Here is a 23597-nt window from a genome sequence, read left to right as displayed (position 1 = left end):
CCAGCATTTTGCTACGCCGCTCATCAGCGGCGTAGCCCTTCGGTCACGATGAGAACGGGCGGCTATGCCTGATAAATCCACTGCTCCGGCACCCGCGCCGAAATCTCTTCGCCGACCCTGATCGTTCCGGGCTTCTCGACCCAGGCGACCACGCCACGCAGCCGCTTGGCCACCTTGGGAAAGAGCAGCGCGCCGGCCTCGATGTCGGCCATATCAGCATTTTCGGCGATCGATCGCCCGGCGATGCGGCATGGTCCGTTCTGGGCATCGATCTTGAGGGTCACGCCATCCTTGAAGAACAGCAGCGTGCCGGCCGGCAGCATCGACAGATGCGGCACGCCTTCGATCACCAGATTGGCGCCGATCCATTCCGGCTTGATCTCGGGAAGGCCCATCCGCCCGGCGACGATGGCCAGTTCGTCCGCGGCCACGATCGACAGCTGCCGCTCGTTGCGCATTTCGGTGCCGCGCGGATACCAGGGTTCGCGCCCGCCCGAGCGCCGCGTCGATCCGGCATGGAAATCGCCCGAAATGCCGTCGAAGCCGAGCCGCAATTCCTCCACCGGTCGCGTCTGGAAATGATCCGCCGGCGCGACAAAGAGCGCTGCGGCGCGAGCGGAAAGCTTCTTCGCCGGAATGATTTCGACCGGCTTCTCGGCTTCGGGGAAGAGATCCATGATGGCGTTCCGTCCTTGAATCATGCTCCCCGTTTTTGCTCTTCGGGCGGCAAGGCCGCAAGGGCGGTTTGGGCCATAATGCGCAACTCTTCGGCCGACGCGCCGTCCCGCGCCTGGATCGACATGCCGTTCATGACGCCGGCGATATATTTGGCGAAGCTCTCGACGGAGAAGCCTTCCGGCAGATCGCTCGCCGCTTGGCCTTTGGCCAGACGCTCCGCGATCGCCGCTTCGCTCGCCTTGCGATAGGCCTTGAGTTCATCCGCGATGGCTCGCGCCTGCGGCGAGGCCGCCAGGGCACCGCTGACAAAAAGGCATCCGCCCGGCTTGCCGGGCCTGGAATAGGCCTCCGCCGCGCCCTGCAGCAACCGCCGGATCGCCTCGCGCGTCGGTACCGGCGCGCTCAGCGCATCCAGCGCAAAGCCGATCTCCGTCTCGTGGTAGCGCGTCAGCGCCTTGCGGAACAAGGTCTCCTTGTCGGTGAAGGCGTTGTAGATCTGCGGCGGCGTCAGCCCCATCGCCTCGCGCAGCATGGCCAGCGACGTCGCCTCATAGCCATGCTCCCAAAACAGATGCATCGCCGCATCCAGCGCCCGGTCGGGGTCGAACGTGCGGGGACGACCACCCCTAGCCTTTTCCAAGTTATCCATAGTGATCGATACGAAACCTATTGACTCGCTCGTTTCACATAACGTAACAATTGATACGAAACATGGCAAGCCGGAAGACGATCTTCCGGCAAGGCCGTGCAGCCCGAGGACAAGGAGAGACCAATGCCCATCACCGTGACCGCGCCGGAAGGCGTCCTGACAGAGGCCGGAGAGCGAGAGATCCTGCCGCGCCTCAGCGCCGCCCTCATCGAAGCTTCCGGCGCCACCGGCAATGCCTTCTTCACCGCGATCGTCGGCGGCACGGTCCACATCCTGCCGTTGCGCCATATCTATGCCGGCGGCGCCAATAGGCCCGTCGTGATGGTGGAGTTGAAATTGCCCAATATCGGCCTTGGCTCGATCGAGACCCGCAACGCCTTCATCACCACGGCCGCCGGAATTGTCGCCGAACTCTGCGTGCCCGGGCACAAGCCGGAAAATACCTGGATCAACATCGTCAACGCGCCTGACGGCGGCTGGGGCATCGGCGACAGGCAATTTACCGGCGACGCGCTCATCGCCGCCGCCACCGCCGCTGCGCATTGATCTGATAGGGAAGATGTGATGCGGCTCTCCCCTTCGCTCTTCTTCACCACCAATTGCGAGCCGGCACTGGCTTTCTACGAACAGTGCGGCCTTGGCCGGGGAACGATCCTGCTGCGCTGGGGCGATAACGGCATGCCGGTGCGGACCGAAACCATGCGCGGAAAAATCCTGCATGCGCGCTTCGAAGGTCCTGGCGTGCTGTTTTATGCCTCCGACAATGACGATGCGGAGCCGATGAAAGGCTCCGCCATGATGCTGGAATTCGACGAGCTGGTGGCCATGCGCGCGCTTTTTGCCCACATGGCCGCCGGCGGCCGCATCACCGTGCCGCTGGCGCGGCAATATTGGGGAACCAGCTTCGGCATGCTGGTCGACGCCTATGACGTGCAGTGGATGTTCAGTTGCTCGGGTCAATGAAGGCGAAGGATCACGATCTTCTTACCGGAAATGGAATTGGTGCCGCATTGCCGCCGCGTCGGATCGCTTTCATGTTGGCGAGACACTGCGGAGGTTCTCATGCGACCGGCGACGGCAATCGCGCTGCTTTGGCTCGTCTGGGTGGTCACCTGGATTGCGGCCGCCATGTGGGCTGATCCGGCTAAAAAACGCGCCACCATCGGCGCGGAGGTCCGTTATCGAGTGTTCTGGCTGGCCGGCACCGTCCTGCTGTTCGTCCCGGCGCACGGCTATGAGGGCAGGTTGAGATTGTGGACACCAAGCCTCGCCGAGGCCTGGGCTTGCATTGCCCTGATCGCCATCGGCCTCATCTTCTCGTGGTGGGCGCGTATTCATCTGGGCAGGCTGTGGTCGGCCTCGGTCACTGCCAAGGCAGACCACCGCGTGGTCGATACCGGTCCATACGGCCTCGTCCGCCACCCGATCTACACAGGATTGCTGCTGGCGCTCCTCGCCACCATGCTCGCGAAAGGCACTGTGTGGGGCATTGCAGGTGTCGCACTGCTCACCATCGGCATCGTCATGAAGGCAAAACTCGAGGAGCGCTTCTTGCGCGGCGAACTTGGCCCCGCCTATGACGACTACGCGCGGCGGGTGCCGATGCTGGTTCCCTTTACGCCGGCCTGACACGCCAAGGTGCGGCGAACGCCCGCTCAGCTCGATTTCCCCGCCCCGCTGCCTTGCCGAAAATGGTCGACGGCACCGTCGATTTGAACCCAATCATGCTTCGACTGTTCGAAGATCGACCGGACGGGCGGCGGATAGTTCGGGTTGGCAAGCGCACCAACCGCGACACCGATCAGCGATGGCAGCCTGTCGACTTTCCAATAGACCGTCGAGCCGCAGGCGGGACAGAAGTGGTTGTGCACCTTGCCGCCGCTCGTGGTATCGCGCGTGAATTCTTTCGCGGTTCCAGAGATGGCGACAGCGTCAGCCGGATAAAAGGCGCCGACGCCGAAGGGCGCGCCGGTTCGGCGCTGGCAATCGAGACAGTGGCAGGCGACAACCAGTTTTGATGGTCCTGTCAGCATCAGCGTAAGGGCACCGCAGCTACACCGGGCATCGACCATTGGAACTCTCCTTTCTGAAACGGGATCGCGTTGATTCAAGCCGCCCCCGACACGGGCGTGTCGAGGGTCGGTCCAGGCTGAACGGGAATGGAGGACGGGCGCGAAGCGGCCCGGCTGAGGACGAAAGTCCGAATGGCCCTTTCGGGCCAGCGTCACCGCGACATTGCTTAGAGCATCCGGATGAGCGCGCCGCCTATCGAATACCCCGCGCCAAAGGCGCAGATCAAGCCGAAATCACCGGGCTTCATGTCGGCATGGTTCTCCGACAGCGCGACGATAGCGCCGGCGCCCGCCGTGTTGCCCAGCCGCTCCAGCACCATCGGCGCGCGATCGTGATCGACATCGTGGCCGAACGACAGCTTCAGGATCATCGCATTCATGCGCGCATTGGCCTGATGCAGCCAGAAGCGCCGGATCGCCTGCGGCGTCAGCCCATGCTCGGCCAGGAACTCGACGATGAATTTCTGGCCGGCGACGGTGACTTCCTTGAACACCTTGTTGCCGACCTGTTTGATCAGGTTGCCTTCCAGATTGATCATGTAGGGATCATCCTGGGCAGTGCGGGTGTGGTAGCCGAGATTGGTGCGGATGTTGTTCGACATCTGCGTCCACAGCCGCGTATCCAGCACCTCGAAACGCCCCGGCCGCTTGTCGCCCTGGGCAAGCCCCTCAACCACCATCGACACCGAAGCGTCGCCGAAGATGAAATGCGTCTGCCGGTCGCGGAAATTGAGATGGCCGGTGATGATTTCCGGCGTGGTCACCAGGATGCGCTTGTGCGCGCCAGAGCGCACGAGATTGACCGCCATGTGCAGGGCGGCCGCCGCGGACGAACAGCCGAGCCCCATGTCGAAACCGGCGCCGGTGGTGCCGAGCGCCTCCTGCATTTCGATGGCGATCGCCGGATAGGGGCGCTGGTGGTGCGAGGCCGAGCAGATGATCAGGTCGATCTGGGACGGTTCAACGCCGGCATGGTCGAGCGCCTTCCTGGCCGAGGCAATGCCGAACTCGGCCTCCAGCGACAGCGCATCGTCGGGCCGCGCGGGAATGCGCGGCGTCATGCGGGTCGGGTCGAGAATGCCTTCGCGCTCGATGACATGACGGGATTTCACGCCCGAGGCATGGACGATGAAGTCGCTGTCGGATTTCTGCAGTATAGGCTCGCCAGTACCCTGGCGGCGCACATTCTCCGTGTCGACCCAGCTGTTGAAGCTCTCGACCAGTTCTTCATTCGTGATGACAGCTTCAGGAATTTCAGCGCCAATGCCGCTGATGATGACGCGATGCATGTTTCAGTCCGTCCCATCCGCAGGCGTTGCGGCTTCATGTGGGCGCCGAAACGCTTCGGCGCAACACTTTTCTCATCCGGCCGGTTTACGCCGGCTTAAACGAAGGATTCGGGCCGGCTTGAACCAGGATTTCACCAGGCGCACAGCTTGGTGTTTGTCTGCGGGTTGTTCCAGCAGGCGCCGTCGTCACGGCTGCGCACGAACTGCCCCGCCAGCGGCACGTTGCGGCGACCGAGATTGACATAGCCATAGGCAAAGCCCGGCCCGTCGATCTCCAGCACATAGGTCGGGTAACCCGGCGCCGCTATCCGGAAACTGCCGGCATCATCGATCGCGCGGTAGCTGCACGGGAAATACCCATCATCCGACGTGAAGCAGCGCGCCCGCTTGGCTTGCGCCGAAACCGAGAACGCCAGAAGTGCCGCCGCGCAAACGCCGCCGCCATAGAGCAACCTTTTCAAACTCATCATTTCCCCCTGCCACGCGGCCATCATGGCCCCACGCGATAAATTGGGCATGACGGCGAAACCGGGTCAAGCCACGGCAATCGGCTGCAGGCGAAGTGGATAATTCTTTCCTAGCCGTCCCGCTTGGCGACAATGAAGATACGCGGGAAGCGCAGCAGCACCTTGCCATTCGCCATTCTGGGATAGGCCTTTTTGACCTTGGCCGTGTAATTGTCCAGGAACATCTTGCGCTCGTCGGCGTCCAGCGGATCGAGGAAGGGCTTCAGCCCGGTCGACTTCACCCATTCGACGATCGCCTCGGCGTCGGCCAGAGGATGGTTGTAGGCCGTATGCCAGATATCCAGTCGATCGGAGAGCGGCGACAGCAGGTCATAATAGAACGACACAGGCGGCAACGGTCCGCGCGCCGCACCCTTCAGCTTATCGGCGAAGGGCATTTCGGCGGCGGTTTCCCGCATCATCTGATGCGAGGGCTCAAGCAGGTTGTCCGGCATCTGGACGGCCAGCGCGCCACCAGGCGCCAGAAAGCCCATCAGCCGCTGGAACACCGCCGGATGCGTGGGCAGCCACTGGAACACCGCGTTGGCGAAGATCACATTGACCGGTTCGGCCGGCTGCCATGTCGCCGCGTCCGCCAGGTCGAAGCTGACATTGGGCAGGCGCGCCCTCGCCTTCTCGATCATGTCGGGCGAGGTGTCGAAGCCTATCACCTGCGCATCCGGCCAGCGCTCGACCAGAAGCTCGGTCGAATTGCCAGGCCCGCAGCCTATGTCGACGACCCGGCGCGGGAAGTCGACCGGCACTTGCGCGACAAGGTCACGGGCCGGCCGCGTGCGCTCATCCTCGAATTTCAGATATTGGGCGGCGGACCAGTCAGCCATTTGAACTCCTCATGTGGCTTTGAGAATTCACCGCCCTAACAATCCCCTACCGCGTCAGCCGCTTGTGCGTCATGCGGTGCGGGGCCGCCGCCTCGGCGCCCAGGCGCCGCAGCTTGTCCTTCTCATATTCCTCGAAATTGCCTTCGAACCACTCGACATGCGCGTCGCCTTCGAAGGCCAGCATGTGCGTCGCCATACGGTCGAGGAACATGCGGTCGTGGCTGATGATGACGGCGCAGCCGGCATAGGCTTCGAGCGCGTCTTCCAGCGCTCCCAGCGTTTCGGTGTCGAGGTCGTTGGTCGGTTCGTCGAGCAGCAGGACATTGCCGCCGTTCTTCAGCATCTTGGCCAGGTGCACGCGGTTGCGCTGGCCGCCGGAGAGGTTGCCGACTTTCTGCTGCTGGTCGCCGCCCCGGAAGTTGAAGGACGAGCAATAGGCGCGGCTGTTGATCTCGTGCTTGCCGAGCTTGATGATTTCGGCGCCGCCGGAGATTTCTTCCCACACGGTCTTGTTCCCATCCAGTGCGTCGCGGCTCTGGTCGACATAGCCGAGCTTGACCGTCTCGCCGATGCGCACGGTGCCCGCATCCGGCTTTTCCTGGCCGGTGAAGGTCTTGAACAGCGTCGTCTTGCCGGCGCCGTTGGGGCCGATAACGCCGACGATGCCGCCCGGCGGCAGCCGGAACGACAGGTTCTCGATCAGAAGCTCGTCGCCAAAACCCTTGTTGAGGCCTTCGACCTCGATGACGACGTTGCCGAGGCGCTCGCTCGAGGGAATAACGATCTGTGTGTCGGTCGGCTTGCGGTTCTGCGACTGCTCGACCAGTTCCTCATAGGCCTTGATACGCGCCTTGGACTTGGTCTGGCGCGCCTTCGGCGAGGACTGGATCCATTCACGCTCGCGCCAGATCGACTTCTGACGAGCGTCGTCCTCGCGGCCTTCCTGGATCAGGCGCTTGGCCTTGGCGTCGAGATATCTGGTGTAGTTGCCCTCATAGGGAATGCCGCGGCCACGGTCGAGCTCGAGGATCCAGCCGGTGACATTGTCGAGGAAGTAACGGTCGTGGGTGATGATCAGCACCGAGCCGGGATAGTCGCGCAGGTGCTTTTCCAGCCACGCCGTGGTCTCTGCGTCGAGATGGTTGGTCGGTTCGTCGAGCAGCAACAGGTCGGGCTGTTCCAGAAGCAACCGGCAGAGCGCCACGCGGCGACGCTCGCCGCCCGACAGGTTGGTCACTTCGGAATCGGCCGGCGGGCACTGCAGCGCGTCCATCGCCATCTCGACCTGCTGGTCGAGATCCCACAGGTTGAGCCGGTCCATCTCGTCCTGCAACTTGGCGGACTCGTCGGCCGTCTCGTCGGAATAGTTCATCATCAGTTCGTTGTAGCGCTCGATGATGGCGGTCTTCCTGCCGACGCCGTCCATGACGTTTTCACGCACGGTCTTTGAGTTGTCGAGATGCGGCTCCTGCGCCAGGTAGCCGACGGTGGCACCCTCGGCCAGCCACGCCTCGCCCTGAAACTCCTTGTCGAGCCCGGCCATGATGCGCAGGATGGTAGACTTACCCGAGCCGTTAGGCCCGAGAATGCCGATCTTGGCGTCCGGATAGAAGGACAGATGAACGTTATCGAGCACCTTCTTGGTGCCGTAGGCCTTCGACAGGCCGGACATGTGATAGATGAACTGGCGTGCCACGCGCGCTTTCCCTGAAAAACTGACTGAATTGTCGAATTGAATGGAGGTTGGCCGCTATGTAGGCGATGCGGCGGCGAACGGCAATCGCTTTTGCCAGATCAAGCCGATCACGAGGCGCGCAGAAATCTCCGGTTAACCCTTCCGCGTCACAACAGGATCGGGGTGGAATCGCTGGCTGGCCGCGATTCCTGTAGAGAAAGCGGATCGACGGCAGTGCTGAACAGTTTCCTGCTCCTTGCCGAAGCGGTCGTCTACTTCAGCGTCATGGTGACGCTTTTTCGCTTCAGGAAGCGCATTGGCCTCGGCGTCTTCGTCTGCGCGCTCGGCGTCATGCATTTCCTGGAAACCTATCTCGCCAGCGTCTTTTATGTCGCGCTGCCGTTCGGCCTGGTCTCGCCAGGCTCGGCAGTGCTGTTTTCGGGCAAGCTGGTGATGCTGCTCCTGCTCTACATCAAGGAGGACGCCGCCACCGTGCGCCAGCCCATCTATGGCCTGCTGCTCGGCAATGCGTTGATGATCGGGCTGGTGCTGCTCCTGCGCCTGCATGCCATCGCGCCGCTCCCCGACGGCAAGCTGCCCGATATCGGCTTCATCGACGAGATGGGCTGGCTGATGGTGTGGGGCACGACGCTCCTGTTCATCGACGCTATCCTGATCATCCTGCTCTATGAAAGACTTGGACGCACCCTGCGCAAGGCGCAGTTCGCGCGCATCCTGATCTGCGTCGCCTGCGTGCTGACCTTCGACCAGGCGGGCTTCTTCACCGCGCTGCATTTCGTCGCCGGCGCGCCGATTGCCGTCTTCTTCGGCGGCTGGTTCGCCAAGATGGCGGCGGCGCTTGCCTTCAGCGGCATGCTCGTGGCCTACCTCAGATGGTTCGAGGCCCGCGACATTGGGCTGCCGCGCGGGCTGACCGACATTTTCGAAACGCTGACCTATCGCGAGCGCTATGAAGCGCTGGTCGAGCATGTCGGCCGCGACGGCCTGACCGGCCTGCTGCATCGCGGCCGCTTCGACGCCGACGGTGAAGCCGCCGTCGAGGTCAGCCTGCGCACGGCGAGGCCCCTCAGCCTGCTGATCGTCGATGTCGACCATTTCAAGTCGATCAACGACCGTTTCGGCCATGCCGAAGGCGACAAGGTGCTGAAAGCGGTAGCAAGCCTGCTCCGCGAAGTGGCGAGCGCCGAAGACCAGGTGTTTCGCATCGGCGGCGAGGAGTTCGCCATCCTCAGTTCGCGCCCGCATCCGGTCGCCAGGCTGTTTGGCGAAAGCATCCGCTACGCCGTCAAGGCATCGCCCGTGGCCAGCCGTTTCGAGCTGACCGTCAGCGCCGGCGTTTCAACCGTCAGCGAAACGACGCGCTGTCTTGCAGATCTGTTCGCGCTTGCCGACCAGCGCCTCTACAAGGCGAAGTCCACCGGACGCGACCGCGTCGTCGGCGAGCCGGGCGGCCATGAGCCGGACGCCGCCATCGCCTGGACCAGGTCGGCGCAGTTCTAAATCTAGAGCCAGGTGTGTCCTTACTGGAACCCGATCGCGTCGACGGTGCCTATCGGGCAACCGGCCTTGTTGGTCGGCACGGAAGCCAGCAGCAGGTCCTTAAGCGAAGCGTTCGGGCTGATCGGGCCGGCAAGGCCGAGCGTCAATTCGCCAATCAGCCGCCGGCCATTTGAGGGATCGATGACGCAGGACACCCGCACGCGATCCCCTGCCCCGGCACCGAAGGCCTGGTCGAAGGCGCCACGGATCTGGTCCGCCGTCAGCTTGCCGCCAATGGTCTTGGCGAAGAGCTCGCGCACCGGCGAGGCGTTTACTTGTCGCATCAGGCCGAGCGCGTCGGAGAAGTATTCCTGCTGGCTCTTGCCGTAGCAGGTGCCGTGCTTGATCCATTCATGCCGTTCCAGCTGGGAGGCCGTGCCCGGCATCACCTGATCGAGCTCCTTGCGGGTGCCGGCGTCCAGATTGACCGGCGGCAGATCCTTCCAGTGAGCGGGATTGTCGTTGGCCTTGTCGCTGGCCGCCACCTGGCAATAGGAATTGCCGTTCGGCTGCGGCCACAGCCCATGCAAGGTGAAGTTGGTGGCGTCGAACTCATTCGGGTTCTGCGCCCTGCATTCGGTTTTACTCGACTTGGTCTCGCAGAAAGCCGGCTGCCAGCTCAGCGCGAAGACATATTCGGGTTTCCCCGATGGGGCGGGCTTGCCTTGTCCGCCAGGTGCCGCAGGCACCGTCGAGGCACTGCTGCCCGAGACATGGCCGCAAGTGACCTTCACCCAGCGGCGCTCCGGATCGGCGCCCGGCACCAGGATCAGATAATGCGTCGGCGCGTCCTTGTTGCCGGCCAGCAGCTGGTAGCTCTTTCCGGCATCGGTCGAGACGTTGCCGGGGTTCTTGCCGTTCTTGATGGCTTGCGTTGCCGGACAGGCCGCATCGGCAACGAAGGTGCCGCTCATCTTGACTTCGGCATGCGCAGCATTGGCCAGCGATACCGCCAGCATGGCCAATCCGAAAACGACACCAATGCGCATGAGAGATCCCCGGCTGAGAAGTGGGCGACAGACTGAAGCTGTCTCCATGTCAGAATTGCGATATTTTGCTGGTCGAACGCAAGAAACATCGTCGCGCAAAAGCATTTGCTGTGGATTGACGCGTAACCGGCGCCGGCGCAAGAAAAGCCAACAACGATAAAACGAGGGGGAGAGCGGGCGGCCATGCCTTTCAATCAGCAACGCATGGTCCACTCACCGACCGGCGCCGATCTCAATCTCTTCGTCAGGCAGGCTGAAGACAAACCGCGTGCGGTCGTCCAGATCAACCACGGCTTGGCCGAGCACGCCGCGCGCTATGCCCGCTTTGCCGATTTCCTCTCCGCGCGCGGCTTCCACCTCTATGTCCATGACCATCGCGGTCACGGCGCGACCAAGGCGCCTGACGCACCGCTCGGCAAATTCGCCGACGAGGATGGACCGGCCAAGGTGATCGCCGATGTCGACGCCATCCATGATCTCATCGCCAGCGAATGCCCGGGCATCCCGGTCATCCTCTTCGGTCATTCGATGGGCGCGTCGGTGGCGCTGAACTACCTTTTGGGCCACTCGCCGCGCATCCATGCCGCCGCGATCTGGAACGGCAATTTTTCGCAAGGGCGGCTTGGGCAGGTGGCGCTCGGCATCCTGGCCTGGGAACGGATGCGGCTGGGCTCCGATGTCCCGTCCCGCCTGCTGCCGAAACTCACCTTTCAGGCCTGGGGCAAGGCGGTGCCCGATCACCGCACGCCGTTCGACTGGCTGTCGCGCGACGAGGCCGAGGTGGCGAAATACATCGCCGATCCGCTGTGCGGCTGGGATGCCTCCGTGTCGATGTGGCGCGACGTGGTCTCGATGGCGCTCAACGGCGGCAAGGATGCCGGCTTTGCCGGCGTCCGGCGCGACCTTCCCGTCGCCATCATCGGCGGCGAGAAAGACCCCGCCTCGGACTATGGCAAGGGCATCACCCACCTTGCCAATCGCATGCGCGGGATGGGCTTTTCGAATCTCGTTTCAAAGGTTTACGCCGACACCCGCCACGAAGGCCTGAACGAGGTGAACCGCGATATCATCATGAACGATTTCGCCACCTGGGCCGACAGCGTGCTGAAATAGCGACCTGAATCCTTTTCGAACCGGCCCGTTGGCCTATTGCAAGGGCCGTGACAGCCGATGCCGGGCTTGATAGAGGCTCTGCTTTCGCGGCAATCATGGTGATTGCGGCAATCACGGTGATTTATGGCCGAACCACCCCTGAAAGGCGTCCGCGTCGTCGAACTCGCCCGCATCCTCGCCGGGCCATGGGCCGGGCAATTGCTTGCCGATCTCGGCGCCGACGTCATCAAGGTCGAAAGTCCCGATGGCGGCGACGACACCCGCAAATGGGGCCCGCCCTTCGTCATGAGCCATGACGGCGAGAACCTGTCGGCCGCCTATTACCATTCCTGCAACCGCGGCAAGCGTTCCATCGCTATCGATTTCTCGACGCCGGAGGGCGCCGAGACCGTGCGCCGGCTGGTCGCCACGTCGGACGTGCTGATCGAGAATTTCAAGCTCGGCGGCCTGAAGAAATACGGGCTTGATTACGACAGCCTGCGCAAGATCAACCCGCGCCTCGTCTATTGCTCGATCACCGGCTTCGGCCAGGACGGGCCCTATGCGCCGCGCGCCGGCTACGACTTCATCATCCAGGCCATGGCCGGCATGATGTCGATCACCGGCGAGGTCGGCCGCGAGCCGCAAAAGGCCGGCGTCGCCATCTCGGACATCTTCACCGGGCTCTATTCCGTCATCGCCATACAGGCCGCGTTGCGGCATGCCGAACAAACCGGCGAGGGCCAGCATATCGACATGGCGCTGTTCGACACGCAGATCTCGGCGCTCGGCAACCAGAACCTCAACTATCTCGTCTCCGGCAAGTCGCCGGTGCAGATGGGCAATGCGCATATGAACATCGCGCCTTACGAGGTGGTGCCGGTCCGGGACGGCCACATCATCCTGGCGGTCGGCAATGACGGCCAGTTCGCCAAATTCTGTGCCGCCGTCGGGCTGGATGAATTGTCGACCAATCCCGACTTCGCCACAAATCCGGCCCGGGTCGCCAACCGGGTGAAGCTGCGCGAACGCATCGTCGAGGCGCTGAGCACGCTCGATCGCGCCCCGCTGCTGGCAAAGCTGGAAGCGGCAAGCGTGCCGGCCAGCCCGATCAACACGATCGGCCAGATGTTTGCTGATCCGCAGACGATCGCGCGCGGCATGCGGCTCGACCTCGACGACGGCCATGGCAATCTTCTGCCCTCGGTGCGCGCGCCGATGGTGATGTCGGGCACGCCGCTGGTCTATGAGCGCCCCTCGCCGCGCCTGGGCGAACACACCGACGAAATCCTTGCCGAACTGGAGAGATCAGCGAAATGAAGACCGGTGGACAACTGATCGTCGAGGCGCTGGAAGCGAACGGCACCGACCGCATCTTCTGCGTGCCCGGCGAATCCTATCTGGCGGTGCTCGACGCGCTGCACGATTCATCGATCCGCACCATCGTCTGCCGCCAGGAGGGGGGTGCCGCGATGATGGCCGACTGCCAGGGCCGGCTGACCGGCAAGCCCGGCATCTGCTTCGTCACCCGCGGCCCCGGCGCCACCAACGCCTCCGCCGGCATCCACATCGCCATGCAGGATTCGGTGCCGCTCATCCTGTTTATCGGCCAGGTCGCCAGCCATGCCAAGGAACGCGAGGCGTTCCAGGAGGTGGATTACAAGAGGTTCTTCGGCGACATCGCCAAATGGGTGGTCGAGATCGACGACGCCTCGCGCATCCCCGAATTCGTCACCCGCGCCTTCGCGGTCGCGACATCGGGACGGCCTGGCCCGGTCGTCATCTCGCTGCCCGAAGACATGCTGACCAGCGAGGTCAAGGCTCCGGAAGCGCTTCCCCACACGCCGGTCGAGACCTATCCCGGCGGGGCCGAACTCGATGCGCTGGAAATGCTGCTCAACGGCGCCAAGCGACCATTCGTCATCCTCGGCGGCACACGCTGGAATGAGGAAGCCGTCGCGCGCATGCGCACCATATCGGAGACATGGTCGCTTCCCGTCGGCTGCTCTTTCCGCCGCCAGATGCTCTTCGACCATCTTCACGCGAACTACGCCGGCGACGTTGGCATCGGCATCAACCCCAAGCTGGCGGCGCAGGTCAAGGCGGCCGATGTCGTGCTGTTGATCGGCGGGCGCATGGGGGAGATGCCCTCTTCCGACTACACGCTGCTGAAAAGCCCCTACCCCGACCAGGCGCTGGTGCATGTCCACGCCGACGCCGGCGAGCTCGGCCGCGTCTACCGGCCGACGCTGGCGATCAACGCCTCGCCCGCCGCCTTCGTCGAGGCCTTTGCCAAGCGCAAGCCGGCCGGCACACCATCCTGGACGGCCGAGACGGCGAAAGCGCATAGCGCCTATCTCGAATGGTCGACGCCGCCGCAGACGGGTCCGGGCGACGTGCAGATGGGCCCGATCATGAACTATCTGGAACAGGAGTTGCCGCACGACGCCATCTTCGCCAACGGCGCCGGCAACTACGCCACCTGGGTGCACCGCTTCCACCGCTTCCGCCGTTTCGGCACGCAGGCGGCGCCGACCTCCGGCTCGATGGGCTACGGCACCCCGGCGGCGGTCGCCGCCAAGGCCCTTTATCCGGATCGCACCGTGATCGCCTTTGCCGGCGACGGCTGCTTCCTGATGAATGGCCAGGAGTTCGCCACCGCCGTGCAATATGACCTGCCGATCATCGTCATCGTCGTCAACAACGGCATTTACGGCACCATCCGCATGCACCAGGAACGCGAATATCCCGGCCGCGTCGTCGCCACCGATCTCAGGAATCCCGACTTCGCGTCGCTGGCACGCGCCTATGGCGGCCATGGCGAGACGGTCGAGAAGACGGCAGACTTCGCGCCGGCCTTCGAGCGAGCGCGGGCCAGCGGCAAGCCGGCCATCGTCGAAATCAGGCTCGACCCCGAAGCGATCACGCCAACCCGCACGATGACGCAGATCCGCGACAAGGCGTGATCCAAACAAAAAGGGGCGGTCGCCCGCCCCTTTTTTAAGCGGTTTCCGTTATTTCGCCGCCTCGATCTGGCCGCGGATCTCGCCGTCCTTGTTGGCGGCGGTATGGACATTGACATAATAATTGCCGGCCGCCAGGTCGGCGGCCTGCGCATCCGTCAGCGTTGCCGACCCCTTGATCGGGCTCTTGAGCTTGCCTTTGAACGGGATGACCGGAGCGGCATTCGCACCCATCGCCGCCGGGCCGTGAATATGCGCTGCCGTCGCCGGTCCGCTGAGGCCGGAATATTTGACGTTCCAGCTGAGTTTCTTCTTGGTGGTGTCGAAGGTGAGCGTGGCGGTGCCTTTGCCCTTGGTGGTGACGGGCGGGTTCTGCTGGCCGCCATCGAGCGTTGCCTTGTACTTCACCACCTCGGCCATTGCTGGCGAAGCGAGCAGGAAGGCGGTCGAAACGGCAAGAGCCGAAAGCACCGGCAGGAAAGAATATGTGCGCATGAAAAACCTCCGATTGGCTGTCGCATGGGTCACGTCCCCCGACGCGCGCATGCTTCAACGCAACGGCTGGAGCGCGCAATGTTTCCCCGCACACGTTTTTGTTACCAGGAAAAGCAAAGGGGACGATCGCTCGCCCCTTTGTAGTTTCCAAAGAGCAAGCTTCAGGCCGACGCCAGCGCCTGCGTCAGGTCCGCGATCAGATCGTCCGGATGCTCGACACCGATCGACAGCCTGACCGTGGTCTCCAGCACCCCGATGCGCTGGCGCACGTCGAATGGAATGCCGGAATGGGTCATGGCCGCCGGATGGCTGGCGAGCGACTCTGTGCCGCCGAGACTTACCGCCAGCTTGAAGATCTGCAGCGCGTTGAGAAATGCGAAAGCCGCCTTCTCTCCGCCTTTGATGTCGAAGGAGAATGTCGAGCCGGCGCCGCTGCATTGCCTCACATAGGCGCGCCCCGCCGGCGTATCCTCGCCCAGGAACGGCAGATAATGCACCTTCTCGACCTTGGCATGATCGCGCAGGAATTCGGCGACCAGGCGCGCATTGTCGTTGGCCCGCTCCATGCGGATCGACAGCGTCTCCAGCGAACGGCCGAGCATCCAGCAGGAATGCGGGTCGAGCTGCGTGCCGATCGCGCCGCGCAGCGCCTTGATCGGCTTGGTGACGGCCTTGCTGCCCATGGCCGCGCCCGCGATGAGGTCGGAATGGCCCCCGACATATTTGGTCAGCGAATAGACGGAGACATCGGCGCCGTGCTCGATCGGCCGCTGGAACACCGGGCCGAGCAGCGTGTTGTCGCAGACGATGATCGGTGTTGACCCTTGGCCCGCACCAATCTCATCAGCGATCGTCCGCATCAGCGCGATATCGACCAGGCTGTTGGTCGGGTTCGACGGCGTCTCGATCAGGATGACGGAAACGCGCCCCTTCGCCACCGCGGCATCGGCGGCTGCCCGAACCGCCTTCTCGTCGACACCGTCGGCGAAGCCGACAGCGCCGATGCCGAAGCCGGACAGCGTGCGCGTCAGCAGCGTCTCGGTGCCGCCATAGAGCGGCTGCGAATGCAGGATGACGTCGCCCGGACGGGCATAGGCCAGGAGTGTCGTTGCGATCGCCGACATGCCGGACGAAAACAGGATGCAGGCGTCCGTGCCCTCATAGATCGCCAGCCGGTCCTCGACGATCTCGCTGTTGGGATGGTTGAAGCGCGAATAGACGAGACCCGATGCCGTGCCGCTCGGCGGTTCCTTGCGGCCGGACGTGTAGTCGAAGAAGTCGCGCCCCTCTTCCGCCGATTTGAACACGAAGGTCGAGGTCAGGAACACTGGCGGCTTGACCGCGCCTTCCGAAAGCTGCGGATCGAAGCCATAGCTCAGCATCAGCGTCTCCGGATGGAGCTTGTGGTTGCCGATATGGGTTTTCGACGGGCGTGGCGCGGTCATGGCTTTTCCTGCTTTTTTGAGAGATATCCCGCCGCAATTTATGCGATCTAGATCGGCCAGTCCTTGCTATTTTCGGCCGTACATGGCTGCTTGCCGGCAAGAAATTGCCCCGAGTGATAAAAAATGCAGCAGAAGATAGCCGACGATTTTGACCTCAGGATTCTGCGCGAACTGCGTGATGACGCCCGCATCACCAACAACGAGCTCGCCGAGCGCATCGGCCTGTCGCCGTCACCTTGTCTCAGGCGCGTGCGGCGGCTGGAGGAGACGGGTGTGATCAAGGGTTACACCACGCTGGTCGATCCCGCCGCCTTCGGCTGGAGCATGGTCGCCATCGCCACAATCCGGCTCAGCCGGCAGAACGAGGACGAGATCGTCATGTTCGAGGACGCGATCCGCGGCTGGGAAGAGGTGCTGGAGTGCCACCTCGTCACCGGTTCGCGCGACTATGTGCTGAAAGTGGTGACCGGAAGCCTCGAACAATACGAGCGCTTCATCAAGGAGAAGATCGCACGACTGAAATGCGTCGCCTCGATCGAGACCAGCTTCGTCATGAACACCATAAAGGAACGGCGCCTCTGACATCTGGCCAGGGGCGCCGCTCCATCTTGTCGTTTGAGCATGATCTTTTCGGGATCACGCTCCGGTAGGGTTACTTGATCGCCTTGTCGGTGATCGCGGTGGTGTAGGCGCCTTTCGGCTCCTTGGTGATGATCTTCTGGTCGAGCAGCGCCTTGGCGGTGCGCTCATAGGTCGCCGGATCGAGCTTGCCGTCGGCATTGTCGATCAGCTTGGCGACTTCGCTCATCATGCGTTTCTGGTGGTTCTCGTCCTGGCCGCCGCCATCCATGACGATGCCTGCCGCTTCGTCATTGTTGTCGACGGCGTATTTCCAGCCCTTCATCGAGGCGCGCACGAAACGCACCATCTTGTCGGCGAAGGCCGGATCCTTGAGCTTGTCTTCCGACGCATAGAGCCCGTCCTCGAGCAGGTCGTTGCCCATCGCCGAGTAGTTGAACACGGTGAGCTGTTCCGGCTTGTAGCCGGCGTCGATCAGCTGCCAGTACTCGTTGTAGGTCATGACCGAGATGCAATCGGCCTGCTTCTGGATCAGCGGCTGCACGTCAAAGCTCTGCTTGAGCACGGTGACACCGTCCTTGCCGCCATCGGTCTTGAGGCCAAGCTTGTTCATCCAGGCGTAGAACGGATATTCGTTGCCGAAGAACCAGACGCCCAGCGTATGCCCCTTGAAATCGGCTTCGGTCTTGATCGGGCCGTCCTTCGGGCAGACCAGTTCCATGCCGGCCTTCTTGAACGGCTGGGCGATGTTGACCAGCGGCACGCCCTTTTCGCGCGCGGCGAGCGCGCCGCCCATCCAGTCGACGATGACATCGGCGCCGCCACCGGCGATCACCTGCTCGGGGGCGATGTCGGGACCGCCGGGCTTGATGTCGACGTCGAGGCCTTCTGCTTCATAGAAACCCTTGGCCTTGGCGACATAGTAGCCGGCAAACTGGGCCTGCGTGACCCATTTCAGCTGCAACGTCACCTTGTCGGCGGCCATTGCCTGGAAGGCGGCGAGCGACATCGCGCCGGCCAGAACTGGAATGACAAGTCTTTTCATGTTTTTACCCTCTGAAGTTAGCACCCTTAAACCCACCGCCCCTATCCACCACGGACAGAGGGATGCCAAAACGTGACGGCTCTTTCGACAAGAGCGACCACGCCATAAAAGACCGAACCCGCAAGTGCTGCAACTGCGATTTCGGCCCAGACCATGTCGATGTTCATCCGCCCGACCTCGGTCGAGATGCGGAAGCCCATGCCGACGACGGGCGTGCCGAAGAACTCGGCGACGATGGCGCCGATCAGCGCCAGCGTCGAGTTGATCTTCAGCGCGTTGAAGATGAAGGGGGCGGCTGCCGGCAGCCTGAGCTTGATCAGTGTCGGCCAGTAGCCCGATGCATAGGTGCGCATCAGGTCGCGCTCCATATGACCTGATGCGGCGAGCCCGGCGACGGTGTTCACCAGCATCGGGAAGAACGTCATGATGATGACGACCGCCGCCTTGGACTGCCAGTCGAAGCCGAACCACATGACCATGATGGGCGCCACGCCGATGATCGGCAGCGCCGAGACCATGTTGCCGATCGGCAAAAGCCCACGCCGCAGGAAAGGCACGCGGTCGGCGAGGATGGCGGTGATGAAGCCGGCGCCGCTGCCGACGACATAGCCGAAGATCACCGCCTTGAAGATGGTCTGCCGCACATCGGCGCCGAGCACCGGCAGCGAACCGGCAATGCGCGCGCCGATGGCGCTTGGCGGCGGCAACAGGATGAAGGGAATGCCGGCGCCGCGCGTCACCGCTTCCCAGATGATCAGGATCCAGGCTCCGAAGATGGCGGGGATGATCAGGCGCAGCGCGTTGCGGGCCGAGCCCGCCATCGGGCGAAGCCCCGACAGCACCGCCACGCAGCGCCAGCCAAGCAGCCAGGCGGCCGTGAGCAGCAGGAAGTACGGTGCCAATGCCGTGCCTTCGAACCCCGCAATGCCCGAGATCAGCAGCCAGGCAACGAAATGGGCGCCGACGAACAGCACGACGGCCTCCGCAAGCGATGGAATCCTGACCATCGAGACCAGTGCCGCCACGATCACCAGGCCGAGCATCAAGCCCTTGGTTCCGAGATAGGGATAGTTGATGCTGGCGGTCGGGTCCGCGAGCGCTGCCGCTTCCGGCTTCGACATCGCGCCGAGCGCGGTTGCGATCACGCACAGCACGATCGCCAGCACGGCTTGCCAGGAGGGTTTCAGCCAGTTCATGCCGGCCTCCCGCCCATAGCGCGATCGACGATGCGCCCGGCAATACCGACCACCATGACCAGCAGTGCCGCCACGATGGAACCCGCGACCAGAGCCGACCAAATGTCGATGGACTGGCTGTAATAGGCGCCGGCGAGCAGCTTGGCACCGATGCCGGCGACCGCACCTGTCGGCAGTTCGCCGACGATGGCGCCGACCAGGCTCGCGGCCACCGCCACCTTCATAGAGGTGAACAGGAACGGTACCGAGGCCGGCACGCGCAGCTTCCAGAAGGTCTGCGCGCGGCTGGCATTGTAGGTATGCATCAGGTCGAGATGCATGATTTCGGGCGAGCGCAGCCCCTTCACCATGCCAACCGTCACCGGGAAGAACGACAGATAGGTCGAGATCATCGCCTTCGGGATCAGCCCGGTGACGCCGATCGCCGCCAACACCACAATGATCATCGGCGCCACCGCCAGGATCGGAATCGTCTGCGAGGCGATGATCCACGGCATCAGGCTGCGGTCGAGCGTCGCCACATGCACGATGCCGACGGCGATGATGATGCCGAGCGCCGTGCCGAAGGCAAAGCCGAGCAGCGTCGACGACAGCGTCACCCACGCATTGTAGACGAGGCTGCGGCTAGAGGTGACGGGCCGCAGAAATGTGTTCTCGAAGAAGTTCACCGCCACCTGATGCGGCGCCGGCAGCGTCGGCTTCGGCTGCGCCAGTGTCTTGCCGATGAACTCGACGGTGCCGGGCGTTTCGTTGGCCCGGGTGTCGAGATCGCGCTGGAACGGCGCGTTGAGGATGACGGCGAAGACGTACCAGAGCACGACCACGCCGGCGAGGATCGAGGTCACGGGGACGAGCTTGTCGCGGAAGCTATCCATCTAGCGCTTCGCCTCAATCATCATAGCTGTGCCCTGCCCTCAAACCATCGCGCACGCGCGCGGCGATCGCCAGGAACTCGGGCGTCTCGCGGATATCGAGCGGCCGCTCCTTGGGCAGCGTCGATTCAATGATGTCGCTGACCCGGCCAGGGCGCGGCGACATGACGACGATGCGCGTCGACAGATACACGGCTTCCGGAATCGAGTGGGTGACGAAGCAGATGGTCTTGTTGGTGCGCGCCCACAACTGCAGCAATTGCTCGTTGAGGTGGTCGCGAACGATCTCGTCCAGCGCGCCGAACGGTTCGTCCATCAACAGCAGATCGGCGTCGAAGGCCAGCGCTCGGGCGATCGAGGCGCGCTGCTGCATGCCGCCGGAAAGCTGCCAGGGGTATTTCTTCTCGAAGCCCGCGAGGTTGACGAGGTCGAGCGTGCGCTTGATGCGCTCCGCCTGCTCGGCCTTCGACAGGCCCATGATCTCCAGCGGCAGGGCGACATTGCGCTCGATGGTGCGCCACGGAAACAGCGCGGCGGCCTGGAAGACATAGCCATAGGCGCGTTTCTCGCGTGCCTGCTCCGCGGTCATGCCGTTGACCGAGATCGTGCCCGAGGTCGGCTTCTCCAGATCGGCGATGACGCGCAGCAGCGTGGTCTTGCCGCAGCCGGACGGTCCGATGAAGGAGACGAACTCCCCCTTGCCGATGGTCAGATCGACATTGGACAGTGCCTGGACGGGGCCGTCATTGGTCTGGAAGGTGAGGCCAAGTTTGCTTGCCGCGACGACGGCTGGCGAAATCCCTGTCATCGGCTGCTGCCTGCCTGTTCCCGCCAAAGGGGCGCCGGCAGGAATCCGATTGCTTTTATCGCGATGTTGTTTTCCACTCGCCCTGTCCCATTGGCCCTGTTCCATGCAAATCGACGCCCGGAGTTCCCCGATGTCGCCCAAACCCACTTGTCATCTTATCCGCCCTGAAAGCACTTATGAAGGCAAGCAGGGATTGACCTATTTCGCCGGCATCGCCACGGAGTCGGTCGGCTCCTCCGGCATCTGCATGCATGTGCTCACCATGCCGCCCGGCGCCCGCGCCAAGGCGCATCTGCACGAGAACCATGAAACGGCGATCTACGTGCTCTCCGGCGAGGTCCATACCTGGTATGGCGACCGGCTCGAGCACCACATCGTCGTCAAGGCCGGCGACCTCTTCTACATTCCGGCCGGCGTGCCGCATCTGCCGGCCAATCTGAGCAACGCTCCGTCCTCGGCCGTCATTGCGCGCACCGACCCCAACGAACAGGAAAGCGTCGTCCTGCTGCCGGAACTGGATGCGCTGGTCGCCTGAGGTCGACGGGATCGCCGTCATTTGCACCGCGAGACTTCCCCCATCACATTGCCGTCCGCATCGGCGATCGTCAGCTTCTTGGCGTTCTTGGCACTGCGCTTGATGGTGAAATTGGTCGGCGCCTGTCCCTCTTCGCCTTCCGCCTCGCATGTCGCTGTCACCACCAGCGATCCGTCAGCCTGCGCTTGCGTCTTCGTGAACGTGCAGGCGCTGGCGGCGGTAATCAATTCCTTGTCGGTCAAAAGCAGCATCTGATCGGCGGCGACTTCCTGGCCGTTGCGGTTGATGCAGCCATATTTGTCGCCATAGGGTTTCGACAGATCAATGCTTGCCGCGGAAGCCTGTCCCGCCGCCAGCACAAGCGTCATCGCAACAGACAAACCGAAACCGCGCATGCTCATCCCCCAACTCCCAATGCTCACAACATCACGAACATGATTGCAGCGGCCCCAGTTCCTCAAGGCCGGGAATGGTGACGAAGAAGCCATCCGCACCCTTGTTGGTGACCACAATTGTTTCGATCGTCGTTCCCGCCTCGCCTTCGGCGGAACACGTAGAACGCAGCGATTGCGGACCCGGCATTGGGGTCAATTGCTGCTCGAACCGGCAACCGCTGCCATAGGTCTCGATGCCTTCCGCGGTCAGCAGGATGTAGGCATCACTGTTCTGATAACCGGCCTTGATGCCGGCACAGCCGACATCATTGCCCCAGGAGCCTGCCAGCACGCCAACCGCGGTCGCCGGGCCACCGGCAGCTGCCGCCAAGACCATCGAGATGAGCGCGGCCGAACGCGCCAAGCCTAAACTCCCGTCGCCGGGATGCCTGTGCGCTCCACCTTGCGCGGGGCGGTGATCTCTTTCCACGTCGACAGCGCCCGGTTGACCGCGGCGTTCGGCTCGCGGCCGACGAACTGGCCGTGGCCGAGCTTTGCCTTCACCTCGGCCTCCTCGATCGACAATTCGCCGCGCGAGAACACGAAGCGCGGCAGGCCGGTCACCTCGACGCCTTCGAAGACGTTGTAGTCGATCACCGACTGCTGCTTCTTCGAGGTGATGGTTTTCTTGCGCTTCGGATCCCAGACGATGATGTCGGCGTCGGCGCCTTCGACGATAGCGCCCTTCTTCGGATACATGTTGAGGATCTTGGCGATGTTGGTCGAGGTCACCGCGACGAACTCGTTCATCGTCAGCCGCCCGGTGTTGACGCCCTTGGTCCACAGCACGGGCAGACGGTCCTCGAGGCCGCCTGTGCCGTTGGGGATCTTGGTGAAATCGCCGACGCCGAAGCGCTTCTGCTTGGTGGTGAAGGCGCAATGGTCGGTCGCCACCACCTGCAGCGACCCAGCCTGCAGGCCGGCCCACAGCGAATCCTGGTGCAATTTGTTGCGGAAGGGCGGGCTCATCACCCGGCGCGCCGCATGGTCCCAGTCCTTGTTGAAATACTCCGTCTCGTCCAGCGTCAGATGCTGGACCAGCGGTTCGCCGAACACCCGCATGCCTTTCTGCCGCGCCCGCCGAATGGCCTCATGCGCCTGCTCGCACGAGACATGCACGACATAGAGCGGCACGCCGGCCATGTCAGCAATCATGATGGCGCGATTGGTCGCCTCGCCCTCCACTTCGGGCGGTCGCGAATAGGCGTGACCTTCCGGACCGTTGTTGCCCGCGGCCAGCAGCTTCTGCGACAGGGCCGCGACCACGTCGCCATTCTCGGCATGCACCAGCGGCAGCGCGCCAAGTTCGGCGCAGCGCTGGAACGACGCATACATCTCGTCGTCATCCACCATCAGCGCGCCCTTGTAGGCCATGAAGTGCTTGAACGAGGTGATGCCTTTGTCGACGACGGTCGCCATCTCGTCGAACACCTGCTTGCCCCACCAGGTGATGGCCATGTGGAAGGAATAGTCGCAGGCAGCCTTGGAGGTCTTGTTGTCCCACATCTGCAGGGCCTCCAGCAGCGACTGCTGCGGCGCCGGCAGGCAGAAATCGACCACCATCGTCGTGCCGCCGGCAAGGGCGGCCCGCGTGCCGGATTCGAAATCGTCGGCCGAATAGGTGCCCATGAACGGCATTTCGAGATGCGTGTGCGGGTCGATGCCGCCCGGCATGACATAGCAACCGGTGGCGTCATACTCATGGTCGCCATGCAGGTCCGAACCGATGGCGACGATCTTGCCGTGGCTGAACAGCACGTCGGCCTTCCAGCTGCGGTCGGCGGTGACGACGGTGCCGTTCTTGATGACTTTGGTCATTGTCTTGTTCCCTTGTTCTCTTCGCGCTTCTTTGCGAGCGTCGTTTGGAATCTAG

At 63.2% G+C, this 23597-nt stretch carries 26 protein-coding genes; 9 read left to right on the top strand and 17 right to left on the bottom strand.

Going from position 1 to position 23597, the window contains the following annotated elements; genetic code table 11:
• Window positions 1–62: 62 nt before the first annotated feature.
• Both JG747_RS17035 and JG747_RS17030 read right to left on the bottom strand, forming a co-directional pair.
• Complete coding sequence (locus JG747_RS17035; protein WP_202359656.1) at window positions 63–701, bottom strand: MOSC domain-containing protein; 639 nt, start codon at window positions 699–701, stop codon at window positions 63–65.
• Complete coding sequence (locus tag JG747_RS17030; RefSeq protein WP_244748124.1) at window positions 698–1210, bottom strand: TetR/AcrR family transcriptional regulator; 513 nt, start codon at window positions 1208–1210, stop codon at window positions 698–700. Before JG747_RS17030 ends, JG747_RS17035 begins: the two co-directional genes overlap by 4 nt.
• A 240-nt stretch (window positions 1211–1450) precedes the next feature.
• On the opposite strand from JG747_RS17030, the gene JG747_RS17025 reads away from it, so the two are divergent.
• From JG747_RS17025 to JG747_RS17015, 3 genes are all read left to right on the top strand, one after another.
• Window positions 1451–1873: a hypothetical protein gene (locus tag JG747_RS17025; protein ID WP_020628922.1), complete on the top strand. Its 423-nt coding sequence runs from the start codon at window positions 1451–1453 to the stop codon at window positions 1871–1873.
• An 18-nt stretch (window positions 1874–1891) separates the two neighbouring features.
• Window positions 1892–2290 carry a VOC family protein gene (locus JG747_RS17020; protein WP_202359654.1) on the top strand — a complete coding sequence of 133 codons (399 nt, stop codon included), beginning with the start codon at window positions 1892–1894 and terminating at the stop codon, window positions 2288–2290.
• Window positions 2291–2389: 99 nt separating this feature from the next.
• Window positions 2390–2956, top strand: a complete 567-nt coding sequence (locus tag JG747_RS17015; protein WP_038647767.1) for a methyltransferase family protein — start codon at window positions 2390–2392, stop codon at window positions 2954–2956.
• Between the two features lie 26 nt (window positions 2957–2982).
• Here JG747_RS17015 and JG747_RS17010 read toward each other — a convergent pair whose 3' ends face one another.
• The 5 genes from JG747_RS17010 to ettA all read right to left on the bottom strand — a co-directional run bounded on the left by JG747_RS17010 (window position 2983) and on the right by ettA (window position 7732).
• The gene (locus tag JG747_RS17010) at window positions 2983–3399 is read right to left on the bottom strand and encodes a GFA family protein (RefSeq protein WP_202362305.1); all 417 of its coding nucleotides are present in this window, start codon (window positions 3397–3399) and stop codon (window positions 2983–2985) included.
• Between the two features lie 167 nt (window positions 3400–3566).
• The gene (locus JG747_RS17005) at window positions 3567–4688 is read right to left on the bottom strand and encodes a beta-ketoacyl-ACP synthase III (RefSeq protein WP_202359653.1); all 1122 of its coding nucleotides are present in this window, start codon (window positions 4686–4688) and stop codon (window positions 3567–3569) included.
• 131 nt (window positions 4689–4819) lie between these two features.
• Entirely contained in the window at window positions 4820–5155 is a 336-nt protein-coding gene (locus JG747_RS17000; protein ID WP_244748123.1) for a hypothetical protein, read from the bottom strand.
• A gap of 110 nt (window positions 5156–5265) precedes the next feature.
• Window positions 5266–6036: a trans-aconitate 2-methyltransferase gene (tam, locus tag JG747_RS16995; RefSeq protein ID WP_038647773.1), complete on the bottom strand. Its 771-nt coding sequence runs from the start codon at window positions 6034–6036 to the stop codon at window positions 5266–5268.
• Window positions 6037–6082: 46 nt separating this feature from the next.
• Window positions 6083–7732: an energy-dependent translational throttle protein EttA gene (gene ettA, locus JG747_RS16990; RefSeq protein ID WP_019859140.1), complete on the bottom strand. Its 1650-nt coding sequence runs from the start codon at window positions 7730–7732 to the stop codon at window positions 6083–6085.
• A gap of 213 nt (window positions 7733–7945) precedes the next feature.
• Here ettA and JG747_RS16985 point away from each other — a divergent pair, with 213 nt between their 5' ends.
• A complete protein-coding gene (locus JG747_RS16985; RefSeq protein ID WP_081296101.1) occupies window positions 7946–9232 on the top strand; it encodes a GGDEF domain-containing protein in 1287 nt (428 codons plus the stop codon).
• A gap of 20 nt (window positions 9233–9252) precedes the next feature.
• Here the strand turns inward: JG747_RS16985 and JG747_RS16980 are convergent, their stop codons facing one another.
• The gene (locus JG747_RS16980; RefSeq protein WP_202359651.1) at window positions 9253–10260 is read right to left on the bottom strand and encodes a ribonuclease T2 family protein; all 1008 of its coding nucleotides are present in this window, start codon (window positions 10258–10260) and stop codon (window positions 9253–9255) included.
• Window positions 10261–10443: 183 nt separating this feature from the next.
• On the opposite strand from JG747_RS16980, the gene JG747_RS16975 reads away from it, so the two are divergent.
• The 3 genes from JG747_RS16975 (at window position 10444) to JG747_RS16965 (ending at window position 14318) form a co-directional block, all read left to right on the top strand.
• Entirely contained in the window at window positions 10444–11373 is a 930-nt protein-coding gene (locus JG747_RS16975) for an alpha/beta fold hydrolase (protein WP_202359650.1), read from the top strand.
• A 123-nt stretch (window positions 11374–11496) separates the two neighbouring features.
• Window positions 11497–12672, top strand: coding sequence for a CaiB/BaiF CoA transferase family protein (locus JG747_RS16970; protein WP_019859146.1), 1176 nt, complete (start codon window positions 11497–11499; stop codon window positions 12670–12672).
• A complete protein-coding gene (locus JG747_RS16965) occupies window positions 12669–14318 on the top strand; it encodes a thiamine pyrophosphate-binding protein (protein ID WP_202359649.1) in 1650 nt (549 codons plus the stop codon). The genes JG747_RS16970 and JG747_RS16965 overlap by 4 nt, the downstream gene beginning before the upstream one ends.
• A 48-nt stretch (window positions 14319–14366) precedes the next feature.
• Here the strand turns inward: JG747_RS16965 and JG747_RS16960 are convergent, their stop codons facing one another.
• Both JG747_RS16960 and JG747_RS16955 read right to left on the bottom strand, forming a co-directional pair.
• Entirely contained in the window at window positions 14367–14810 is a 444-nt protein-coding gene (locus JG747_RS16960; protein ID WP_019859149.1) for a CHRD domain-containing protein, read from the bottom strand.
• Between the two features lie 161 nt (window positions 14811–14971).
• Window positions 14972–16255: a cystathionine gamma-synthase family protein gene (locus tag JG747_RS16955; RefSeq protein WP_019859150.1), complete on the bottom strand. Its 1284-nt coding sequence runs from the start codon at window positions 16253–16255 to the stop codon at window positions 14972–14974.
• A 123-nt stretch (window positions 16256–16378) separates the two neighbouring features.
• Here JG747_RS16955 and JG747_RS16950 point away from each other — a divergent pair, with 123 nt between their 5' ends.
• Window positions 16379–16837 (top strand): Lrp/AsnC family transcriptional regulator, encoded by a 459-nt coding sequence (locus JG747_RS16950; protein WP_019859151.1) that lies wholly within the window; start codon window positions 16379–16381, stop codon window positions 16835–16837.
• Window positions 16838–16907: 70 nt separating this feature from the next.
• Here JG747_RS16950 and JG747_RS16945 read toward each other — a convergent pair whose 3' ends face one another.
• From JG747_RS16945 to JG747_RS16930, 4 genes are read right to left on the bottom strand one after another with little or no spacing between them, the layout of a single operon-like run.
• Entirely contained in the window at window positions 16908–17879 is a 972-nt protein-coding gene (locus tag JG747_RS16945) for an ABC transporter substrate-binding protein (protein WP_019859152.1), read from the bottom strand.
• Window positions 17880–17920: 41 nt separating this feature from the next.
• A complete protein-coding gene (locus tag JG747_RS16940) occupies window positions 17921–19075 on the bottom strand; it encodes an ABC transporter permease (RefSeq protein WP_202359648.1) in 1155 nt (384 codons plus the stop codon).
• Window positions 19072–19950 carry an ABC transporter permease gene (locus JG747_RS16935; RefSeq protein ID WP_202359647.1) on the bottom strand — a complete coding sequence of 293 codons (879 nt, stop codon included), beginning with the start codon at window positions 19948–19950 and terminating at the stop codon, window positions 19072–19074. Before JG747_RS16935 ends, JG747_RS16940 begins: the two co-directional genes overlap by 4 nt.
• Before the next feature lie 13 nt (window positions 19951–19963).
• Window positions 19964–20755: an ABC transporter ATP-binding protein gene (locus JG747_RS16930; RefSeq protein WP_069092505.1), complete on the bottom strand. Its 792-nt coding sequence runs from the start codon at window positions 20753–20755 to the stop codon at window positions 19964–19966.
• Between the two features lie 130 nt (window positions 20756–20885).
• On the opposite strand from JG747_RS16930, the gene JG747_RS16925 reads away from it, so the two are divergent.
• Window positions 20886–21290 (top strand): cupin domain-containing protein, encoded by a 405-nt coding sequence (locus JG747_RS16925; RefSeq protein WP_015317160.1) that lies wholly within the window; start codon window positions 20886–20888, stop codon window positions 21288–21290.
• A 17-nt stretch (window positions 21291–21307) separates the two neighbouring features.
• On the opposite strand, the gene JG747_RS16920 is transcribed toward JG747_RS16925, so the two are convergent.
• Genes JG747_RS16920 through hydA form a run of 3 tightly spaced genes read right to left on the bottom strand, consistent with a single transcriptional unit; the run spans window position 21308 to window position 23542 of the window.
• A complete protein-coding gene (locus JG747_RS16920) occupies window positions 21308–21691 on the bottom strand; it encodes a hypothetical protein (protein WP_244420735.1) in 384 nt (127 codons plus the stop codon).
• 25 nt (window positions 21692–21716) lie between these two features.
• On the bottom strand, window positions 21717–22088 hold the full coding sequence (locus JG747_RS16915; protein WP_202359646.1) for a hypothetical protein: 372 nt from the start codon (window positions 22086–22088) through the stop codon (window positions 21717–21719).
• Window positions 22089–22090: 2 nt separating this feature from the next.
• Window positions 22091–23542, bottom strand: a complete 1452-nt coding sequence (hydA, locus tag JG747_RS16910) for a dihydropyrimidinase (protein WP_202359645.1) — start codon at window positions 23540–23542, stop codon at window positions 22091–22093.
• Window positions 23543–23597: the final 55 nt, after the last annotated feature.

The sequence above is a fragment of the Mesorhizobium sp. 131-3-5 genome, assembly GCF_016756575.1.
In the GTDB taxonomy this organism is placed as follows: domain Bacteria; phylum Pseudomonadota; class Alphaproteobacteria; order Rhizobiales; family Rhizobiaceae; genus Mesorhizobium; species Mesorhizobium jarvisii.
The sequence above is the reverse complement of the archived record's forward strand: the minus strand, read 5'-3'. Positions and strand labels throughout refer to the sequence as shown.

What these genes read in the sequence shown, in the direction of transcription:
- JG747_RS16965 (WP_202359649.1), top strand. Translation starts at nt 12,669, where the DNA reads ATGAAGACCGGTGGACAACTGATCGTCGAGGCGCTGGAAGCGAACGGC.
- JG747_RS16920 (WP_244420735.1), bottom strand. Translation starts at nt 21,691, where the DNA reads ATGAGCATGCGCGGTTTCGGTTTGTCTGTTGCGATGACGCTTGTGCTG.
- JG747_RS16930 (WP_069092505.1), bottom strand. Translation starts at nt 20,755, where the DNA reads ATGACAGGGATTTCGCCAGCCGTCGTCGCGGCAAGCAAACTTGGCCTC.
- JG747_RS16945 (WP_019859152.1), bottom strand. Translation starts at nt 17,879, where the DNA reads ATGAAAAGACTTGTCATTCCAGTTCTGGCCGGCGCGATGTCGCTCGCC.
- JG747_RS16975 (WP_202359650.1), top strand. Translation starts at nt 10,444, where the DNA reads ATGCCTTTCAATCAGCAACGCATGGTCCACTCACCGACCGGCGCCGAT.
- JG747_RS17010 (WP_202362305.1), bottom strand. Translation starts at nt 3,399, where the DNA reads ATGGTCGATGCCCGGTGTAGCTGCGGTGCCCTTACGCTGATGCTGACA.
- JG747_RS16950 (WP_019859151.1), top strand. Translation starts at nt 16,379, where the DNA reads ATGCAGCAGAAGATAGCCGACGATTTTGACCTCAGGATTCTGCGCGAA.
- JG747_RS16955 (WP_019859150.1), bottom strand. Translation starts at nt 16,255, where the DNA reads ATGACCGCGCCACGCCCGTCGAAAACCCATATCGGCAACCACAAGCTC.
- JG747_RS16970 (WP_019859146.1), top strand. Translation starts at nt 11,497, where the DNA reads ATGGCCGAACCACCCCTGAAAGGCGTCCGCGTCGTCGAACTCGCCCGC.
- JG747_RS17000 (WP_244748123.1), bottom strand. Translation starts at nt 5,155, where the DNA reads ATGAGTTTGAAAAGGTTGCTCTATGGCGGCGGCGTTTGCGCGGCGGCA.
- JG747_RS16960 (WP_019859149.1), bottom strand. Translation starts at nt 14,810, where the DNA reads ATGCGCACATATTCTTTCCTGCCGGTGCTTTCGGCTCTTGCCGTTTCG.
- JG747_RS16940 (WP_202359648.1), bottom strand. Translation starts at nt 19,075, where the DNA reads ATGAACTGGCTGAAACCCTCCTGGCAAGCCGTGCTGGCGATCGTGCTG.
- JG747_RS17025 (WP_020628922.1), top strand. Translation starts at nt 1,451, where the DNA reads ATGCCCATCACCGTGACCGCGCCGGAAGGCGTCCTGACAGAGGCCGGA.
- JG747_RS17035 (WP_202359656.1), bottom strand. Translation starts at nt 701, where the DNA reads ATGATTCAAGGACGGAACGCCATCATGGATCTCTTCCCCGAAGCCGAG.
- JG747_RS16935 (WP_202359647.1), bottom strand. Translation starts at nt 19,950, where the DNA reads ATGGATAGCTTCCGCGACAAGCTCGTCCCCGTGACCTCGATCCTCGCC.
- tam (WP_038647773.1), bottom strand. Translation starts at nt 6,036, where the DNA reads ATGGCTGACTGGTCCGCCGCCCAATATCTGAAATTCGAGGATGAGCGC.
- JG747_RS16925 (WP_015317160.1), top strand. Translation starts at nt 20,886, where the DNA reads ATGTCGCCCAAACCCACTTGTCATCTTATCCGCCCTGAAAGCACTTAT.
- JG747_RS17020 (WP_202359654.1), top strand. Translation starts at nt 1,892, where the DNA reads ATGCGGCTCTCCCCTTCGCTCTTCTTCACCACCAATTGCGAGCCGGCA.
- JG747_RS17015 (WP_038647767.1), top strand. Translation starts at nt 2,390, where the DNA reads ATGCGACCGGCGACGGCAATCGCGCTGCTTTGGCTCGTCTGGGTGGTC.
- JG747_RS16980 (WP_202359651.1), bottom strand. Translation starts at nt 10,260, where the DNA reads ATGCGCATTGGTGTCGTTTTCGGATTGGCCATGCTGGCGGTATCGCTG.
- hydA (WP_202359645.1), bottom strand. Translation starts at nt 23,542, where the DNA reads ATGACCAAAGTCATCAAGAACGGCACCGTCGTCACCGCCGACCGCAGC.
- JG747_RS17030 (WP_244748124.1), bottom strand. Translation starts at nt 1,210, where the DNA reads ATGCTGCGCGAGGCGATGGGGCTGACGCCGCCGCAGATCTACAACGCC.
- JG747_RS17005 (WP_202359653.1), bottom strand. Translation starts at nt 4,688, where the DNA reads ATGCATCGCGTCATCATCAGCGGCATTGGCGCTGAAATTCCTGAAGCT.